Here is an 18,272-nt window from a genome sequence, read left to right on the forward strand (position 1 = left end):
TCCTTGCGCCCTACGGACAAGAGCGCCCGGGCCAGATCTTCGAAGTGCTCGTGTCGAGGCAATGCGGCCACCGGAACCCAGATCTCGTAAGTCTCGTCCGGGCGCAACCGGACCGGCAGGCGCCGTCGGTCGTCGAGCCGTTCCTCAGCGCACCTGCGGCCGGTAGCCGCGTTCCTGGTGGGGCACCTCCTGCCCGCCGGCGGGCGCGGCGGGCTTCGGCAGCTGCGCGACCTCGTACTGCGCCAGGGTGTACTGGCCCTGGGTATCGGGCAGGGTCGGGGCGTGCTTGGTCGCGTCGTGGAAGCGGAAGACCGACGTGAGGTCCCCGGTGGTGCGCCGGCGCCAGTCGGTGATGTTGGGTTCGCGCACGCCGGTGACGTGTTCCAGCAGCTGCAGCTGCGAGGTGTGGTCGAACACCTCCGAGCTCACCCAGCCCCCGGCGGTCCACGGCGAGACGACGATGCACGGCACGCGGTAGCCCAGCCCGGTCGGCAGGCCGCCGCCCTTGACCCCGCTGGGTGAGGTGCCGTTGACGAACTCGCCGGGCGTGTCCGGGGGCGGAGTCGGCGGCAGAACGTGGTCGAACAGCCCGTCGTTCTCGTCGTAGGACAGGATGAACACCGTCTTGGCCCAGACCTCCGGGTTGGCGGCAATGGCGTCGATCTTGCCGGCGACGAACGTGGCGCCGGCAGCCGGCAGGTTGGCGGGGTGCTCGTCATACGCGCTGGGCGGCAGCAGCCAGCTGACGGTGGGCAGCTGGTCGTGCAGCGCGTCGTACTCGAACTGGCCCAGCGGTGAGGGCGCGATGGCCTGGTCGTAGAGCGGCGTGCCCGGTTTCGCCTCGGCGTACTGCTTGATCGCGCTGAACGGCGGGAGCCCGGTCGCGCCGCCCGGCGAGTGGTAGACCTTCCAGCTGACGCCCGCTTCCGTGAGCCGCTCCGGGTAGGTCTTGAAGGTGAAGTGCCCGTCGGGCACCTTCCCCGTCTCCAGCGACGGGCCGCCGAACTCGCCGTCCGCGTCGATGGTGCCGGACAACCACATGAAGCGGTTGGGCCAGGTCGGGCCCAGCACCGAGCAGTGGTAGGCGTCGCAGATGGTGAACGCGTCCGCGAGCGCGTACTGGAACGGGATGTCCTCGCGCGTGAAGTAGCCCATGGTGTAAGGACCCTTGGTGGCACCGTCGGCCGCGAGGTGCGCCGGCAGCCAGTTGTCCATCCTCCCGTCGTTCCACGCCTGGTGCTGCACGCCCCATGCGTGGCTCGTGGACGGGATCGCCTGCGCCGCACTGATTTTCGTGTTCAGTCGGTACGGCAGCAGGTAGCCGTCCGGGTGCGTCGGGTCGGGCTGGTGGAACACCGAACGCCCGCCGGGCAGCCGCAGGGCGTGCGGGTCGTCGAACCCGCGCACGCCGGACAGCGTGCCGAAGTAGTGGTCGAAGCTGCGGTTCTCCTGCATCAGCATCACGACGTGCTTGATGTCGCGCAGGTGACCACCGGCCGGAGGCGGGGACGCCAAGGCAGTGCGGACGTTCGGCGGCAGCACGGCCGCGGCGGCGGCCAGCCCACCGGCGGCGGCGCCGAACAGCCTGCGGCGGGTCAAACCGGTTCTGTCGTTCTCCGGGGTCTCGGTCATCGGAATCCTTCCGGCTTCGGGCACGGCGGGGAGCTCCGACAGGCTTTCGGCCGCGGTTGATCCCCGGGTGATCCGGCCGGTGGCGACCGATTGAACTTCGGCTGAACGCCTGCGCGGAAGTCTCCGCGGATGGGCGATTCCTCCCTTTCCCGGCCCCGGCGGAGACTCTCCACAAAGGACTCCGTCAGTACCCCGCCGCCCGCTTCAGGTACTCGAGCGGCGCCGCGTGGGCCCACGTCGTGCCGTCGCTGCCGCGGTGGCCACCGACGACGGTGTCGACGTCGAGGCCCAGGGCCTGGATGGCGTCGTACAGCGGTCGATCGTGCGGGGCGACGAGTTCTCACCCGGCTCCGTGACCGACGTCGTGCGCGTGCAGCTCACCGACTACGCGGCGGTCGTCCTGGGGAACCGCCTGTTCCGCCAGGTGTTCGGGCAGGCGCCGGGCATCTCCGTGCAGGCCGGCTGGCTCTCGCCCGAGTCGTTCGACGACCTCGAGCACGGCCGCGCCGACCTCGTCCTGACCCCCGTGCCGCCGCCCGCTCCCCTGCGCTGGCAGCCGCTGTTCACCGAGCGGTTCGTCTGCGTCCTGTCGCGCGACCACCCGCTGACGGCGGACCGCCTGACGGTCGAAGATCTCGCGTCGTACCCGCACGCGAGCGTTGTGGTCCTGGGCGCCGAACGAATGCTCGCGGAGTCCCGGCTCGCGACGCTGGGCATCACGGCGCGGCCGGGACTCCGGGTCCCGTTCTTCACCGGGGCGATCGCGGCGCTGCCCGGCACCCCGCTCATCGGGGTCCTGCCGAGCCGCCTGGTGGACCACGTCCCGGAGCGGGAAGTGCGTGTCGCCGCCGCCCCGAGCAGCTGGAGGATTTCGCGTACGGCATGGCTTGGCACCCACGGCTCGACGCCGATCCGCTGCACGCCTGGCTGCGGAACCTGGTCCTCGACGCATCCCTTCAGCTCGCGGATCTCGACGAGCGGGCCTGACCCCGGCCGTCACTCGGTGCGCGTCGCGGCTTCCTCCTCCGCCGTCACCTCGAGCGGCGCGTCCGGCGCCGGATCGCGGTTGACGATCGCGATGGCGACCGCGCCGACGGCCGCGACCACGGCGAAGAGGTAGAAGCCCCACGGGTAGGCCAGCCCGGCCGTGAGCAGGAATCCGGTGACGAGCGGGCCGGAGATCGCGCCGAAGCGCCCGATGCCGCTGGCCGCGCCCAGGGCCGTGCCGCGGGCGGCCACCGGGTACACGCGGGCGACGTAGACGTACACGAGCACCTGCGCGCTGAAGGTGAAGATCCCCGCAAGCAGCACGCCGACGTACACGCTGAAGCCTGGCAGCTTGATGCTCAGCAATGCGAGGAACACGGCCGCCGCGGCGAACCAGACGATGGTGGAACGGCGGTAGCCCAGGCGGTCGGCGACACGGCCGCCGATCAGCAGGCCGATCACGGCGCCGACGTTGAGCACCAGCAACAGGGCGAGCGCCGCGCCGAGCTCGTAACCGGCCTCGCGCATGATCTGCGGCAGCCAGGTGTTGAGGCCGTACACGAGCAGCAGCCCCATGAACGACGTGACCCAGAACGCGATCGTCGCGCGCCCGTAGCCGTGGCGGAACAGGATGCCGATCGGGTTGCGCTCGCGCGGCGGCCGGGCCGCGCGGGTGCCGCGCGCCTTGAGGAACTCGGCCGACTCCGGAAGGAACTTCACCATCAGCGGCACGAGGATCACCGCCGGAGCGGCGCCGATCACGAACATCCACTCCCAGCCATACCGCTCCACCACGAGGATCCCGAGCAACGCGGTGAGCACCGCGCCCACGTGGTAACCGGTCATGAGCACCGTGGTGGAGCTGCCGCCTCGGCCCACGCGGGCGTATTCGGTGATCAGCGCGAGCGCGGTCGGCAGCACGCCGCCGAGGCCGAGCCCGGCGAGGAAGCGCAGCAGCCCGAACAGCCAGGGGCCGTCGACCACCGCGCACAGCAACGTGAACACCGAGAAGCTCGTGACCGTGAGCAGCATCGTGCCGCGGCGGCCGAACAGGTCGCTCACGGGGCCGATGGTGAGCGCGCCCACGGCCACGCCGAGAAGGCCGACCACGGAGATCAGCGAGGCCGAGTTGGGGTCCAAGCCCCAGCTCGGAACCTTGAGCAGCGCGGGCAGCACCACACCCAGCACCACGAGGTCGAACCCTTCGAGCGCCACCGCCGTCCAGCAGAGCGGGGCGACCCAGCGCGCGTACTTGGCCTGGGGGTCGATCGGGGAGGAGACCGTCATGTCATCACCTGCGTCGTCGGAGGGGACTGGGGAACCGGTGCGTCAGAGGGGATAGCGCGGGAGGTCACCACGCACGGTGACCCATTGGATCTCGGTGAACGCCTCCAGGTTGGCCCGCGCACCACCGTGGCGGGAGCCCGTGCCCGACTCGCCGACCCCGCCGAACGGCGCGAGCGCCTCGTCGTTCACGGTCTGGTCGTTGATGTGCACGAGTCCGGACGGGATCCTCTCGGCGAGCGCGAGCCCCTTCGAGACGTCCTGGGTCAGGATGCCGAGTGACAGCCCGTATTCGGTACCGCCGGCCAGGCGGACTGCTTCGTCCACTGTGGAGAACGGCACGACCGGGGCCACCGGCCCGAAGATCTCCTGGGCGTACGCCGGCGCGGTCAGCGGGACATCGGTGAGCACCGTCGGGCTGTAGAAGAGGCCCTCGAACGTGCCGCCGGCAGCCAGCTTCGCGCCCGCGTCGACGCTGCTCGTCACGATCTCGTGGATGCGGTCGCGCTGCCCGGCGTCGATGATCGGGCCGACGGCGACGTCGGTCCGCGCCGGGTCGCCCACGGGCAGGCGGGCGGCGTGCTCGGAGAGCGCGGCCGCGTAGTCGGCGGCGATTTTCTCCGCCACGAGGTGGCGGCTGGTGGCCATGCAGATCTGCCCGGAGTGGTTGAACGAGCCGAACGCGCCGACGGACACGGCCTGCTCGACATCGACGTCGTCGAGCACCACCAGTGCCGAGTTTCCGCCCAGTTCCAAGTGGACGCGCTTGAGCCGCTCTCCCGCCGCCGCGGCGATCTGCCGGCCCGCGCGCGTGGAGCCGGTGAACGCGATCACGCGCACCAGCGGGTCCTCCACGAGAGCCCCGCCGATGTCGGCCCCGCCCGGCAAGAGGTGGAACAGACCTTCGGGCAGGCCCGCCTCCTCGAAGACCCGGGCCAGCACCACGCCGCCGCACACGGCCGTGCGCGGATCGGGCTTCATGAGCACGGCGTTGCCCAGCGCCAGCGCGGGCGCGATCGCGCGGATCGAGAGGATGATCGGCGCATTGAACGGCGAGATCACGGCGACGACGCCGGCCGGGACTCGCCGCGCCATCGACAGCCGCGGCTGGTTGGAGCGCAGCAGCTCGCCGTACGGGTGGGCCGCCAGCGCCGCGGCCTCGTGGCACTCCTCGGCCGCGACCGCGACCGTCTGGAACCGCGCGAACGGCCGCGTGGCCCCGGACTCGCGCACGAGCCACTCGTCGATCTCGTCGGCGTGATCTTCGAACAGCCGCGCCGCGCGGCGCAGCACCCGGGCGCGCTGATCGTAGGGCAGCGCGGCCCACTCGTGCTGCGCGCGCCGCGCGGTTTCGGCCGCCTGGGGCACGTCGGAGGCCGACGCCGCGCCGACGCGCGCGAGTACCTGGCCCGTCGCCGGTTCCACGGAGTCGTACTCGCCGCCGGACCCGGGCACCCAGCCGCCGGAGAAGATCCTTCCCTGCCAACGGACCCCGCCGAGCAGCGGGCCGGGCGGGGCGCTCACCGCGCCACCGCCACGTCGAGCACGAGCGGCCGGGTGGCCCGCGCCAGCGCCGGCAGCACTTCGTCCAAAACGGACTCCAGTTCCTCGTGGGTCTCGACCCGCCGGGCGGGACACCCGAGCGAGCGCGCGAGACCGCTCACGCTGATCTCGTCGAACACGGGCCACGGCGCGGCACCGGGGGCGGCCGAGCGTTCACCGTGCCGGGCGGCAAGCTCGTCCATGATCGCGTACCGGCCGTTGGCGAGCACCACGACGAGCACGCCCACGCCGTAGTGCGCGGCGCTCCACAGCGCCTGGATCGCGTACAGCGACGAGCCGTCGCCGACGACCGCGACCACCGGGCGGTCCGGGCGCGCCATCCGCACGCCGATCGCCGCGGGCACCGCGAAACCGAGGCCGCCCATGGCGGCGCTGAGAAAACCGAGCGGCGCGCGAGCGGGCACGAGCGCGTGCAGCAACGGCCGGCTCGACGGGGTTTCCTCCACGAGCACCGCGTCGCGCGGAATCCGCCGGGCCAGGGCGGCGAACACGTGCTCCGGTGCCAACCCGTCGACGGGTGGCTCGGGCAGGTCGATCGTGCGTCCCGGCGGTTCGGCGGACGCCGGACGCGCAGGCAGGCGTAACGCGAGCGGACCGCACACGGCGGCGGGCCGCGCGAGCACGGCGAGGTCGGCCGGGCTGCGGTGGGCCTCGTCGGGATCGTCGGTGACCACGGCGATCCGCGTGCCCGGGCCGATCAGCCGGCCGGGCTCGCGCGGGTACTGCCGGAACACCGGCGCGCCCACGGCGAGCACGGCGTCGTGGCCGGCGAGCACCTTGCGCAGCTCCGCGCGGCCCGCGGGCAGGTGCCCGGCGAACCGCGGGTGGTCCTGCGGGAACCCGGCGCGGGCGCCGAACGCCTCCTGCCACACCGGACACTGCAGTCGCTCGGCGAGCGCTTCCAGCGCGTGCCACGTCTCCGCGTCGTCCGCGCCGGCCCCGACCACGAGCACCGGTTTTTCCGCCTCCGCCAAGAACTTCTCGAGCTCGGCGACGACCTCCGGCTCGGCCGCGGTGGTCCGGACCAGCCGGGCCGGCGCGGGCAGCGGTTCGTCGTCGGCGGCCGGTGCGAGCCAGTCGTCCATCGGCACGATCACCAGCGCGGGGCCGCGGTGGTCGCGGGCCTCGTGCCACGCACGGGCCAGCGCGCCCGGCACGTCCTGCGGCCGCGGCGGTTCCCCCACCCACACGGGCGCGGGCGCGGCGACGTCGTCGAGCCGGTGGCCCGCGAGGAACGGCTCCAGCGCGAGGTGGCGGCGGTCCTGCTGCCCGACGAGCACGACCAGCGGCGCCCGATTGACGCGCGCGGTCGCCAGCGCACCCACGGCGTTGCCCAGGCCCGCCGTGGTGTGCAGGATCGCGACCGCCGGCCGGTCCGCGGCGAGCGCCCAGCCCGTGGCCATCCCGACCACCGAGCCCTCGTGCAGCGCCAGCACGAACTCGAAGTCGCCCGGCAGGTCGGTGAGCAGCGTGATCTCGGTCGAGCCCGGATTGGCGAACAACGTCGTCGCGCCGTAGCGGCGCAGGACGTCGAACGCGGCGTCTCGGACGGTGGCGGGCAAGGAACCTCCCTGGCGTGTGTGGCTCAGGAGTGTCCGGTACGTCCGTCTGCCGCGCCCAGCCCCACTCTCACTGGACGGAAAACTTCAGGCCGTCTGGATCGCGCGCGAGACGTTGAGCGCGGCCATCCGGACGACCGGGATCAGCGGCGAGAGGTTCGGCGTGCTGCTGGGCACGACCACGGAGATGGCGGCGATGACCTCGTCGGCGAGCCCGCGCACCGGCGCGGCGACCGACGACGCGCCGTCGGTCATCTCGTCGCGCGAGATACTGAAACCGGACCGGCGGATCTCGGCGAGCACACCACGCAGCTGCGCGGGATCGGTGATGGTGCCGCTGGCTCGGCGGTCCAGGCCGGCCGACACCACCTCGTCGACGCACTCGGCGGGCGCGTGCGCGAGCAGCACCTTGCCGGGCCCGGTCGCGTGCAGCGGCAACCGTTTCCCGACGCGCGACGTGACCGCCACGTCCGGGTGCGCCTCGAGTTTTTCGAGGTAGAGCGCGCGGCCCTCGTCGAGCACCACGAGGTGCACGACCTCGTGGGTCACCTGCAGCAGATCCTGCAGGAACGGCAGCGCGACGTCGCGCAGCTCCCGCCCGCTCGGCGCCTGTGAGCCGAGCTGCCACAGCCGCAGGCCGACGCGGTAGCGGCCGCGGCCGGTGCGTTCGAGCGCGCCCCAGCCGACGAGCTCCGCGAGCAGCCGGTACACCGTGGCGGGCGCGAACCCGGTGGCTCGCGTGATCTCGCCGTGCGTCTGCTCGGGGCGGCCGTCGAGGAACGAATCCAGGATCGCGAACGCACGGCTGAGCACCGTGCGCCCGGGTTCGGCAGCGTTACCGGCGATCGCGCGCCTCCCTGACCTCGGGGATACCGAGTCGCCCATCATCCGCCCGTGGCGCGGCTGAGGCAAGCGGAGGCGACCCGGTCCCCGCGTCAGGAGGCCAGGTTCCACGCCTTTCCGACCTGCGCCGCCGCGCAGACACCCACCGCGAGGAGGTACGCGCCGGCGTGCCCGCACTGGTCGGGACCCGTGCCGGGAGCGACCGGCTGGCCGTGGCCCATGCCCGTGATCGAGTAGGTCTCGACTGCGGCGCGGCCCGAGCCGTCGCGGTAGACCGCGTGCGGGAAACCGCCGACAGTGTCCGTTGTGGACGGTGTGGCGGCCACGCCAGCGACGTTCGTCCACTGTTCGGTGAGCTCACGCAGGTTCACCGGCGCGACGGTGAAGTCCGCAGTGCCCTGCCACAGGCTCACCGTGGGCCGTGTGCCGGAAAACGGCGCCGCCGCACGGACTTTCGCACCCCACTGCGCGGGCGTGAGGTCCTTGCCCGGGTACATGCACGAGTACGCGTCGAGCGCCGAAGACGCGCAGCCGTACGGCAGACCGGCCACCACCGCGCCGCCGGCGAACAACTCCGGATACGCGGCGAGCAGCACCGACGTCATCGCCCCGCCCGCCGACAGACCGGTGACGTACACCCGCGACGCGTCGGCCCCCGTGTCCGCGACCGCGCGCCGCACCATCTGCGCGATCGACTCGGCCTCCCCCGACCCGCGGGTGCTGTCGGAGGCCTGAAACCAGTTGAAACAGCTCGTGATGTTGTTCGCGGACTGCTGCTGGGGCAGCACCAAGGAGAAGTGCCAGCGGTCGGCCAGCTCGACCCAGCCGGTGCCCTGGCCGTAGCCCGTCGCGTTCTGCGTGCAGCCGTGCAACGCCACCACCACGGGCCGCCCGGCGGGCAGCCCGTCGGGCACGTACTCGTACATCTTCAGCGCGCCGGGGTTCGCCCCGAACCCCGTGACCTCCTTGATCGTCGCCGCCGACGCGAACCCGGGCAGGAGCACCAGCAGAGCCGACACCAGCAGCCCGGTGAGGACCTTCCGCACACCGACCACCTCCTTGTGACCTCGGTGAGCACCGTCACGCTCAGCGTAGGAACGCCGACTCCGCGTTCCCACGGTGCCGACCACCACAACTCGCGCCCGGTTTGTGTGGTCCCGCCGGATACCGCCCGCAGTGGTCCGGACCTACGGTTCCGGCATGCGTACGCGGCGGCTCCCCCTCGTCCTCGCCGGCCTGCTCGCCGGCACCGTCCTCGCGGCCCCGGCGGCGACCGCGGCCCGGTGCGCGCCGGTCCCCGTTCCCGGTGCGGCACACCAGGAACAGGCGTGCCTCGCCGACCTGACCACCACCGGCACGCTCGCCACCGGCCACACCGTCCAGGCGGACTGGGCGGGCCTGACCTCGGCGGCGCTCCCCGCGCCGAGCGGCGTGCCCGGCGTTCAGGTCGACGGCTACTTCCCCGACACGTCGACGACCAACACCAATCACGGCTGGAACCACGACGCGCAGTTCGTGCTGCGCCTGCCGGACCACTGGAACGGCGGGCTCGTGGTCTCCGGCTCCCCCGGCACGCGCCGCCAGTACGCCAACGACCGCGCGATCGGCGATCAGGTGCTCGCCGCCGGCTACGCGTTCGCCGCCACGGACAAGGGGAACACCGGCGTGGACTTCTACGCCGACGGACGGCGTCCCGGCGACGCGCTCGCCGAGTGGAACGACCGCGTCACCCAGCTGACCGTCGCCGCGAAGCTCGCCGCGGGCCGGCACTACGGCCGCGCGCCGGCGCGGACCATCGCGGCCGGGCTGTCCAACGGCGGTTACCTCGTGCGCTGGCAGCTGGAAAACCGGCCGTGGCTCTACGACGGAGGTGTCGACTGGGAGGGCACGCTCTGGACGGCCGACGGACCGAACCTGCTGACGTTCCTGCCCCCGGCATTGCGCGAGTACCCGGCCTACGCCGCCGGCGACCCCCAGGCGCACCAAGCGATCCTCGACGCGGGCTTCGCGCCGGGCTCGGAGTTCCTCTGGCCCTACCACGACCAGGTCTATTGGGACCTCACGCAACGCACCTACCGCGCCGAGGTCGATCCCGGCTTCGACGGCACCCTCGCGGCGGGGATCCCGTTCTGCACCAGCGGAACCCCGGCATGCGACGCCGACTACGACTATGCAGCGCGACCGGCCGCGGTGCACCGCGCGGTGGAGCGCGTGGCGCTGACCGGGCGCATCGGCCGTCCGCTGGTGACCCTGCACGGCACGCTCGACAGCCTCCTGCCGATCAGCCGCGACTCCGACGTCTACGACCGGATGGTCGAGCGCGCCGGGCGGGGCGCGCTGCACCGCTACTACCGCATCCAGGACGGCAACCACGTCGACGGGCTGGTCGACACGTTCCCGGACCGGCTCCGCCCGATCGCCCCGTGTTTCCACACGGCGTTCACCGCGCTCGCGGGCTGGCTGCGCGGGGTGCAGCCGCCGGTCTCGGCGACGGTGGCCCGCCCCGCGGGTGCGACTCCCGCGGAGCTGGCCACCGCCTGCTCACTGTGACCGAGCGTCAGAAGTCTCAGGACTCCTTGCGGCGCAAGCCGTACCCGGCCGTCATCAGGAGCAGCAGCACGGTGCCGAGGATCAGCGGCTGCTGCAGGATCAGCTGCACCACCTGCGGCAGCACCTTCATCGTCGCGGGCGGCACGAACAGCCCGCCGATCGCGGTGATGAACGGGAAGCCCGCGAGCATGAGGTTGTCGCGGGACCAGTGCACCCCCGAGAGCGTGTCGATGGCGCTCGCGAACAGCACTCCGAACAGGACGGTGCCGGCCGCGGCGAGCACGGGCAGGGGCACGGCCTGCAGCAGGTGGTCGAACGGGCCGAGACCGCCCAGCACGAGCAGGATGACACCGGTCGCCAGCGTCACGTAGCGGGAGCCGACCTTCGTCACGCGCAGCAGGCCGATGTTGTCCGGGTAGGCCAGCGTGGACATGCCGCCGAAGACCGCGCCGACGGTGCTGCCCACGACCTCGCCGAACACGCCCTGCGAGACGCGGTAGCCGGACAGCTCCTGACGGCCCCAGCCGGCGACGATGTCGTAGGTCGCGATGCTTTCGGCGATCGCCGGGAACAGCGTGATGAAGAAGATCAGCACGAGTTCGCCGTCGACCGAGAAGCCGAACGGGAAGATCCGCGGCACCGTGAAGCCCACGTTGTGCACCACGCCCGCGAAATGCGTCGGTTCGAAGATCGCATACACGACCGTCCCGACGATCACCGCGACCAGTACGGCACCGCGGCGCAGGATGGTTCCCTTGGGCAGCAACGTGAGCAGGATGACGACCAGCGCCGTGACCAAGCCCGACACGAGGTTCATGCCGGGGAACCCGGGTGAACCGGGGGTGCCCAGCACGTTGGGCAACGCGGTGCTGGTGAGCTGGGTCGCGAGGATCAGCACCAGCACACCGCAGATGATCGGGTCGCGCACGAACTTCGACAGGTACGTGACCAGCCCGTACTTCTTGATCGGGATCGCGAGCACACACCAGATCAGGCCGGCCACGACCATCGAGCCGAACGCGGCGCCCAGCCCGCCCTTGCCGTGGCCCACGGCCAGCAGCGCGGCCAGCGAACCGGCGTACGGGCCCTGCACGATCGGCAACCGCAGCAGGAACACCGACTGCAGGATCACCACGAGCCCGGACGTCATGAACGTGACGCCGTAGAGGTAGGCGGTGTCGGTGGCCGACAGCTTGAACGCGGTGCCGATCAGGGCGGGGAAGATCAGCAGCCCGGCCATGCCGAGGATGTTCTGGACCCCGAGCCCGATCGAGCTCGAGACCTTGACCTTGTCGTCGATCCCGATGTCGAAGATCGGCACGGGTTCGGTTTCGGGAGTGGCAGGAGCCGTGGCGGCGGCGGTGACGGCCATGGGGGAAGCTCCAAGCGATGACGGACGGCTGCGGCGGCCATCGAGCGGGGGGACGGGGAGCGGAGCGTGGATCGGTCGGGCGGTGGACGGGTCAGGCTTCGGCAGACTTGCGCAGGCGCGCGGCCCACCTTTCGAGGTAACCGGCGAGCACGATGCGGATCAGCACCGACGCCTTCATCGGCGGTGCTTCGTCGAACTGCGGAGCGGGACGGGGCGGGGTTGCAGTAGCGGTCGCGGCGGGCGTGGGAGCGGCCGAACCGTTGACCGCGGCGGCCGGGGCGGGAGCGGGAGCCACGGCCGGGGCTTCTTCCCCGGCTTCGATCCGCTGCCGCACCCGCGAAGCCAGCTCGCCGACCATCCGCCCGGACACGTCGGACATGATGCCCCGGCCGAACTGCGCGAGCTTGCCGGAGATGGTCAGGTCGGTCTCGAGGGAGACGTGCGCTCCCCCTTCGGCCGGCGTCACGCGCATGGTCGCCTTGGCTTTCGCCGTGCCGGCTCCGCGGGTGTCCTTGCCGTCGGCCACCAGCACGGCCACGCGGGCGGCGCCGTCCTTCTCCACGATCTTCGCGACGCCCTGGTAGGCCGCCGTGACCGGGCCGACCTTGATCTTCACCTTGCCGCGGTAGGAGTCGTCGCCCAGGTCCTCCACGAGCTCCGCGCCCGGGAAGCAGGCGGCGACGTTGTGCGCGTCCTGCAGGAAGGTGAAGACCTCGTCCGGGTCGGCGGAGACGTCGAAGGAGTTTTCGATGAGCATCCGGTGCCTTTCAGTCCTGGCCCGCGGCCGCGGCCACGATGGCGTCGACGATGCGCGCCGGGGTGATGGGTGCGCGCGTGACGCGGGCCCGCAGCGGGCGCAGCGCGTCCTCCACGGCGTTGGCGATCGTGGCCGGCGCCGGGATCGTGCCGCCCTCCCCCGCGCCCTTCACCCCGAGCGGGTTGAGCGGGCTGGGGGTCTGGATGTGGAACAGCTCGACCGGCGGCACCTCGGTGGCCGACACGAGCGCGTAGTCGAGGTAGCTTGTCGCCTGCGGCTGGCCTTCGACGTCGTAGACCGGTTCCTCGTACATCGCGTTGCCGATGCCGTGGGCGAAGCCGCCGAGCACCTGGCCGTCGACGAGCAGCGGGTTGATCACGTTGCCGCAGTCGTGGCCGATCACGTACTTGAGGATCTCGATCTCGCCGGTCTCCGGGTCGACCTCCACGAGCGCGGCGTGCGCACCGCTGGCGTACGCGGCCCGCTCCGGCGAGAAGTAGCTCGACGTCTCGATGCCGGCTTTGATGCCGCGCGGCATCGTGATGCCGTGCTTGCCGATGTTCGCCGTCTGCGCGAGCTGTTGCAGGGAAACGGATTTCTCCAGGTCCCCGCCGAGGCAGGCCTTGTCGCCGACGAAGTCCACTTCGGACGCGTCGCAGCCGAGCAGCACCGACGCGGTGTCGAGCAGCCGCTCGCGCATCTGCTTCGCCGCGTCCATCACGGCCGGCCCGCAGGTCGCCGTGATGCGCGAGGCGAACGTGCCCTGCCCGAACGGGATCCGGGCCGTGTCGCCGGTCTTGACCTCGATGTAGTCCATGTCGAGCCCGATGCCGTCGGCGGCGATCTGCGCGTAGACGGTCTCGTAACCCTGGCCCTGCCCGGCCGCCGCGAGCGTGACGAGGATGCGGCCCTTGTTGGTCAGCCGGATCTTCGCGCCCTCGTACGGGCCGAGACCACAGCCCTCGATGTACACCGACAGGCCGATACCGAGGTAGCGGCCCTCCTGGCGGAGCTTGGCCTGCAGCGCTCGCGCCTCGTCGTAGCCGATGCGCTCGAGAGTGCCTTCCAGCAGCGTTGGGAAGTCGCCGCTGTCGTAGGTGAGCGGACTGCCGTCGCGGAACATGATGCCGACCTTGTACGGGAACTCGTCGGCCTGGATCAGGTTGCGGCGCCGCACTTCCGCCGGGTCGAGCCCGAGGTGCTCGGCGATCCGGTCGATCATCCGCTCCATCACGAACACCGCCTGCGGGCGGCCCGCGCCGCGCACCGACGACGTCGGCACCATGTTCGTGTAGCACGCGCGCAGCTCGATCGCGATGTTCGGCACGTGGTACGGGCCGGGCACCGTCGAGGTGGTGATCGACGGGACCTGCAGGCCCGCGCAGTACGCGCCCTGGTCGTGCTCGATCACGTCCTTGACCGCCAGCAGCAAGCCGTCGTTGTCGAAACCGACGTCGACGCGGTGGGTCTGCGAGCGCTCCATCATCGAGGTGACCATGTTCTCCTGGCGGTCCTCGACCCACTTCACCGCGCGGCCCAGCTTCATCGCGACCCACGGGATCACGACCTCTTCGCCGTAGAACTGGGCCTTCGGGCCGAACCCGCCACCGACGTCGGCCGGCGCGATCACGCGGATGTCGTCCTCGGCCATCTCGTAGATGACCGAAAGCTGCTGGCGCGCGTAGTGCGGGGCCTGCGTGGTGTCCCAGATGGTGACCTGCCCGGTCGCCGCCTCGAACCGCGCCGCGACGCCGCGGGTCTCCATCGAGTGGCCGCCGCCGCGCATCACGAAGAACTCGTCGGACAGCACGTTCGGCGCCTCGGCGAGCGCCTTGGCCGCGTCACCCGCGCTCTGGCTGAGCAGCACGGCGACGTTGGTCTCGTCGCCGGAGTGGGCCAGCGGGCCGTTCTCCTGCAACGCGGCGGCGGTGGACGCGACCGCGGGCAGCACCTCGAAGTCGACCTCGATGAGCTCCATCGCGTCTTCGGCGATGTAGCGCGACTCGGCGATCACCACGGCGAGCGGCTCGCCGACGTAGTGCAGTTCGGCCGGCGGCATCGGCAGGCGCGGGTAGTCGCGCAGCTGAGGGTGCTGCACCTTCGGCGCCAGCGGCTTCTGGATCTCCATCAGGTCGGCGCCGGAGAACACGGCGATCACGCCGGGCAGCGCGAGCGCCTCGGTGGCGTCGAAGGAGAGGATCTTCGCGTGGGCGTGAGGCGAGCGCAGGAACGCGGCCGCGAGCGCGTCGGGCAGGTCGAGGTCGTCGAGGTAACCGCCGTGGCCGGCCAGCAGGCGCTCGTCCTCGCGGCGCTCCAGGCGCCGGCCGATCATCGTGCCTTCGGGGACCAGGGTGTCGCTCATGCCTGGGCGTCCTTTCCGGCAGAGGCTTCCAGTACGGACTTCACGAGGCCGGTGTAGCCGGTGCAGCGGCAGATGTTGCCGGACAGCACCTCGCGGGCCTGCTCCTCGGTCGTCACGCTCTCCTCGCGCAAGGCCGCCGTCACGCTCATCAGGAAACCGGGCGTGCAGAAACCGCACTGCAGCGCGTGGTTGCGCTTGAACGCGCACTGCAGCGGCGACAGCTCGCCGTCTTCGGCCAGGCCCTCGACGGTTTCGAGCTGGGCACCGTCGGCCTGCACGGCGAGCATGAGGCACGAGCGCGTGGCGGCGCCGTCGACGATCACCGTGCACGCGCCGCACACGCCGTGCTCGCACCCGAGGTGCGTGCCGGTGAGGCGCAGCTTCTCGCGCAGGAAGTCGGCGAGCGTCATCCGCGGGTCGACGACGGCCTCGTACTCGCGGCCGTTGACCGTGCACCCCACGGTGTGCGTCTCGTCCTGGGTGCGGGTGGGGAACTCCGTCGCGTGGTCACGCACGGGTGGCCTCCAGTTTTCCTCGGATGTCGGCGAGCGCGCGCTTGACCAGCACGCCGGTGAGCCGGCTGCGGTACTCGGCGCTCGCGTGGATGTCCCCGGTCGGGTCGACCTGCGCGCGGGCGGCGGCTTCGGCCTCGGGCAACAGGTCGTCGCCGAGCGACGCGCCGGTGACCAGCGCCTCGACGTCGGTGAGCCGGTGCGGGGTGGGCGCGACGCCGGCCGCGGCGATGCGGCACGCGGTGACCACGCCGGCGGCGTCGACCTCGCACACCGCGGCCACGCCGGCGAGCGCGAAGTCGCCGCGACGCGTCGCGAACTCGCTGAACGCCGAGAACTGGTTCGCCGGCGGACGCGGCACGCTGACCTGCAGCAGCAGCTCGTCGGGCTCGAGCGAAGTGGTGAGGTGGAAGAGGAAGAACTCCTCCGCCGGCACCTCGCGCACCCCGCGCGACGAAGCGATCGTGAAGGTCGCGTCGAGCACCGAGAGCACGCTCGGCAGCTCCGCCGCCGGGTCGGCGTGGGCAAGGCTGCCGCAGATCGTGCCGCGGTTGCGGATCTGCGGGTGTGCCACCTGCTGCAACGCCTCGGTGAGCACCGGCAGCACGGCGGCGGCCTCGGCCGAGCGTTCGACGCGGCGCTGCCGCACGAGCAGCGGGATCGTGATGCGCGTGTCGCCGAACGTCGGCTCGGCGTACTCGGCGCCGACGCGGTTCACGTCGACCAGGTGCTCGAAGCGCGCCAGGCGGAAGTTGAGCATCGGCATCAGGCTCTGGCCGCCGGCCAGGACCTTGGCGTCGTCGCCGTAGACCTGCAGCGTCGCGAGCGCCTCGTCGAGGCTGCGCGGCGAGTGGTAGGTGAACCTGCCGGGTTTCATGCGGTCTCCGTGCCGGTCGTGCCGGTCTTGAGGTGCGCCCGCACGCGCTCGGCGAGCGCGGGCCGTTCGATCAGGGACATGTGCCGCAGGCCGGTCTGGACCTCCAGCACGGCGCCGGGGATGCCCTCGGCCAGCGCGGCCGCCATCTCCGGCGGCGTCGCGTAGTCGTGCTCCCCGACGAGCACGAGCGTGCTCGCGGTGACCGACGGAAGCAGCGAGCGGGAGTCCATCTCGCCCATCGCGATAGACGCCGCGGCGTGCGCCTCGCTGTTGGTGCGCAGGAAGATCTTCACGATCCGGTCGGCCTCGTTCGGGTTCGCCTCGCGGAACTCCGGGGAGAACCAGCGGTCCAGCTGGAACGCGACCTGCTTCGAGCGCGGCACGGACACGGCCTTCTCCGCGCGCTCGGCCCAGACCTGCGGCGCGCCGTCGCCGTAGTACGCCGTGGTGTCGGCGAGCACGAGCGAACGCACGCGGCCCGGGAAGCGGCCGGCGAAGTTCACGCCGACGCTGCCGCCCATCGACAGGCCCAGCAGCGACACGCTCTCGAGCCCGAGCGAGTCGAGCGCGGCGCCGAGGTCGTCGGCCAGGTCGGCGATCGAGAACGGCTTGCCGTCCCACGAGGACTCGCCGTGGCCGCGCAGGTCGAACGCGAACACCTGGAACTCGTCGGCGAGTGCTTCGGCCAGCGGCGTCCACAGCTCGCCGGAGGTGGCGAGCGGGTGCAGCAGCACCACGGGCTCGCCCGCGCCCCAGCGGCGGACCGCCAGCGGACCCGCGGTCGAGGTGGACGGGATCATGCGGGCCTCCGGAAGATCTTCTCGGCGTTGGTGCGCAGGATCGCCTCGGTGTCGCTTTCGGACAGTCCGGCGTCCAGCACGGTGTGCACGGGGCGCGGGTCGCCCAGCGCGAACGGGTAGTCGCTGCCCAGCACCACGTGGTCGGAGCCGACGAGCCCGGTGAGGAAGCGGATGGCCGGCGCGGACAGCGCGACGGTGTCGTAGACGAAGTCGCGCAGGTAGTCCGACGGTTTCTCCCGCTCGAGCTCCCCCGCGAACGCCTCCTTGGTGCGGTAGCCGCCGTCGAGCCGGCTCGCCTGGTACGGCAGGAACCCGCCGCCGTGCACGAGGATCACCTTGAGGCCGGGGTGGCGGTCGAGCAGGCCGTGGAGGATCAGCTCGGTCACGGCGACGGTGTTGTCGATCAGCCGGCCGTGGACGTTGCCCATCGTGCCGAGCGTGGCGAGCTCACCCGAGGGCCCGTACGTGGGCGGGTGCAGCACCACCGGGATCTCCTCGCGCGCGGCGACCGTCCACAGTGGCTCGAAGTTCTCCTCGTGCGGCGCCGAACCGGTGAGCGGGTCGGTGCTCAGCATGACGCCGGTGAACTCCGGGCGCTTCCACGCCTCCAGCAGGTCGGCGGCGGCCTGCTCGCCGTCGTCGGTGGCCACGGACGCCAGCGCGGTCGTGCCGCCGCCGAGCTCGGCCACGGACTCGGCCATCGCGTCGTTGACCGTGCGGGCCCAGTCGCGCGCGGCGGGCGGTTCCAGGAACGCCGACTGGATGTCCATCCACGGCGAGATGACCTGGGTGGCCACGCCCGTCTGCGCGCGCCAGCCGGCCCGCGGGCCGGTCTCGTTCATCCGCGCGCCGATCGGGCGGGTCTCGCCCATGCCGGGCACGTCGACGACCCAGCCCTTCTCCGTGCGCCGGGCGCTGAAGCCGCACGCGGGCGCCTTCTCGAGCGCCGCGAGCAGCGATGGCGGGACGATGTGCGCGTGCGTGTCGAGAACCGGGTAGGGGACGATCTCGTCGCTGTCCGTCCGACTCACCTCTCAGTGCCGAAGACCACGTGTGGGAAAACTCGCTGGTCCTCGACGCTAGGTGCCCAGGACAGGGGCAACCAGCGCGCTTTGCTGTCGGCCCCGGTAAGCAGTTCTTACAGCGGCCCCCTCGCGCGAGCGGGGCCCGGCGT

Annotated in this window: 14 protein-coding genes and 1 pseudogene; 2 read left to right on the top strand and 13 right to left on the bottom strand. The window is 72.0% G+C overall.

What is annotated here, in order from left to right; all coding sequences use genetic code 11:
* Positions 1 to 144 precede the first annotated feature (144 nt).
* Complete coding sequence (locus tag K1T34_RS46570; RefSeq protein WP_220241156.1) at positions 145 to 1,632, bottom strand: alkaline phosphatase family protein; 1,488 nt, start codon at positions 1,630 to 1,632, stop codon at positions 145 to 147.
* Positions 1,633 to 1,996: 364 nt separating this feature from the next.
* On the opposite strand from K1T34_RS46570, the pseudogene K1T34_RS54160 reads away from it, so the two are divergent.
* Positions 1,997 to 2,518: pseudogene (locus tag K1T34_RS54160) on the top strand (LysR substrate-binding domain-containing protein); the annotation flags it as partial.
* A 110-nt stretch (positions 2,519 to 2,628) separates the two neighbouring features.
* Here K1T34_RS54160 and K1T34_RS46575 read toward each other — a convergent pair.
* The 5 genes from K1T34_RS46575 to K1T34_RS46595 form a co-directional block, all read right to left on the bottom strand.
* Positions 2,629 to 3,906: an aromatic acid/H+ symport family MFS transporter gene (locus tag K1T34_RS46575; protein ID WP_220241157.1), complete on the bottom strand. Its 1,278-nt coding sequence runs from the start codon at positions 3,904 to 3,906 to the stop codon at positions 2,629 to 2,631.
* Positions 3,907 to 3,948: 42 nt separating this feature from the next.
* Positions 3,949 to 5,427 carry an aldehyde dehydrogenase family protein gene (locus K1T34_RS46580; protein WP_255638061.1) on the bottom strand — a complete coding sequence of 493 codons (1,479 nt, stop codon included), beginning with the start codon at positions 5,425 to 5,427 and terminating at the stop codon, positions 3,949 to 3,951.
* Complete coding sequence (locus K1T34_RS46585; protein WP_220241159.1) at positions 5,424 to 7,028, bottom strand: thiamine pyrophosphate-dependent enzyme; 1,605 nt, start codon at positions 7,026 to 7,028, stop codon at positions 5,424 to 5,426. Before K1T34_RS46585 ends, K1T34_RS46580 begins: the two co-directional genes overlap by 4 nt.
* 84 nt (positions 7,029 to 7,112) lie before the next feature.
* A complete protein-coding gene (locus K1T34_RS46590) occupies positions 7,113 to 7,838 on the bottom strand; it encodes an IclR family transcriptional regulator (protein WP_255638062.1) in 726 nt (241 codons plus the stop codon).
* 122 nt (positions 7,839 to 7,960) lie between these two features.
* The gene (locus K1T34_RS46595; RefSeq protein ID WP_220241160.1) at positions 7,961 to 8,914 is read right to left on the bottom strand and encodes a PHB depolymerase family esterase; all 954 of its coding nucleotides are present in this window, start codon (positions 8,912 to 8,914) and stop codon (positions 7,961 to 7,963) included.
* 154 nt (positions 8,915 to 9,068) lie between these two features.
* On the opposite strand from K1T34_RS46595, the gene K1T34_RS46600 reads away from it, so the two are divergent.
* A complete protein-coding gene (locus K1T34_RS46600; RefSeq protein ID WP_220241163.1) occupies positions 9,069 to 10,418 on the top strand; it encodes a tannase/feruloyl esterase family alpha/beta hydrolase in 1,350 nt (449 codons plus the stop codon).
* 16 nt (positions 10,419 to 10,434) lie between these two features.
* On the opposite strand, the gene K1T34_RS46605 is transcribed toward K1T34_RS46600, so the two are convergent.
* The 7 genes from K1T34_RS46605 to K1T34_RS46635 form a co-directional block, all read right to left on the bottom strand.
* Positions 10,435 to 11,790 carry a uracil-xanthine permease family protein gene (locus K1T34_RS46605; protein ID WP_220241165.1) on the bottom strand — a complete coding sequence of 452 codons (1,356 nt, stop codon included), beginning with the start codon at positions 11,788 to 11,790 and terminating at the stop codon, positions 10,435 to 10,437.
* A 91-nt stretch (positions 11,791 to 11,881) separates the two neighbouring features.
* Positions 11,882 to 12,547 (bottom strand): SRPBCC family protein, encoded by a 666-nt coding sequence (locus K1T34_RS46610; RefSeq protein WP_220241166.1) that lies wholly within the window; start codon positions 12,545 to 12,547, stop codon positions 11,882 to 11,884.
* Positions 12,548 to 12,557: 10 nt separating this feature from the next.
* The gene (locus tag K1T34_RS46615; protein WP_220241168.1) at positions 12,558 to 14,909 is read right to left on the bottom strand and encodes a xanthine dehydrogenase family protein molybdopterin-binding subunit; all 2,352 of its coding nucleotides are present in this window, start codon (positions 14,907 to 14,909) and stop codon (positions 12,558 to 12,560) included.
* Positions 14,906 to 15,424 (bottom strand): (2Fe-2S)-binding protein, encoded by a 519-nt coding sequence (locus tag K1T34_RS46620; protein ID WP_220241170.1) that lies wholly within the window; start codon positions 15,422 to 15,424, stop codon positions 14,906 to 14,908. The genes K1T34_RS46615 and K1T34_RS46620 overlap by 4 nt, the downstream gene beginning before the upstream one ends.
* Positions 15,417 to 16,298: a xanthine dehydrogenase family protein subunit M gene (locus tag K1T34_RS46625; RefSeq protein ID WP_220241171.1), complete on the bottom strand. Its 882-nt coding sequence runs from the start codon at positions 16,296 to 16,298 to the stop codon at positions 15,417 to 15,419. The genes K1T34_RS46620 and K1T34_RS46625 overlap by 8 nt, the downstream gene beginning before the upstream one ends.
* Positions 16,295 to 17,098 (bottom strand): alpha/beta fold hydrolase, encoded by an 804-nt coding sequence (locus K1T34_RS46630; protein WP_220241172.1) that lies wholly within the window; start codon positions 17,096 to 17,098, stop codon positions 16,295 to 16,297. Before K1T34_RS46630 ends, K1T34_RS46625 begins: the two co-directional genes overlap by 4 nt.
* On the bottom strand, positions 17,095 to 18,129 hold the full coding sequence (locus tag K1T34_RS46635) for an amidohydrolase family protein (RefSeq protein WP_220241173.1): 1,035 nt from the start codon (positions 18,127 to 18,129) through the stop codon (positions 17,095 to 17,097). The genes K1T34_RS46630 and K1T34_RS46635 overlap by 4 nt, the downstream gene beginning before the upstream one ends.
* Positions 18,130 to 18,272: the final 143 nt, after the last annotated feature.

Origin of the sequence: Amycolatopsis sp. DSM 110486 (genome assembly GCF_019468465.1) — a bacterium.
Lineage (GTDB): Bacteria > Actinomycetota > Actinomycetes > Mycobacteriales > Pseudonocardiaceae > Amycolatopsis.

What these genes read in the sequence shown, in the direction of transcription:
- K1T34_RS46570 (WP_220241156.1), bottom strand. Translation starts at nt 1,632, where the DNA reads ATGACCGAGACCCCGGAGAACGACAGAACCGGTTTGACCCGCCGCAGG.
- K1T34_RS46625 (WP_220241171.1), bottom strand. Translation starts at nt 16,298, where the DNA reads ATGAAACCCGGCAGGTTCACCTACCACTCGCCGCGCAGCCTCGACGAG.
- K1T34_RS46600 (WP_220241163.1), top strand. Translation starts at nt 9,069, where the DNA reads ATGCGTACGCGGCGGCTCCCCCTCGTCCTCGCCGGCCTGCTCGCCGGC.
- K1T34_RS46615 (WP_220241168.1), bottom strand. Translation starts at nt 14,909, where the DNA reads ATGAGCGACACCCTGGTCCCCGAAGGCACGATGATCGGCCGGCGCCTG.
- K1T34_RS46605 (WP_220241165.1), bottom strand. Translation starts at nt 11,790, where the DNA reads ATGGCCGTCACCGCCGCCGCCACGGCTCCTGCCACTCCCGAAACCGAA.
- K1T34_RS46630 (WP_220241172.1), bottom strand. Translation starts at nt 17,098, where the DNA reads ATGATCCCGTCCACCTCGACCGCGGGTCCGCTGGCGGTCCGCCGCTGG.
- K1T34_RS46575 (WP_220241157.1), bottom strand. Translation starts at nt 3,906, where the DNA reads ATGACGGTCTCCTCCCCGATCGACCCCCAGGCCAAGTACGCGCGCTGG.
- K1T34_RS46610 (WP_220241166.1), bottom strand. Translation starts at nt 12,547, where the DNA reads ATGCTCATCGAAAACTCCTTCGACGTCTCCGCCGACCCGGACGAGGTC.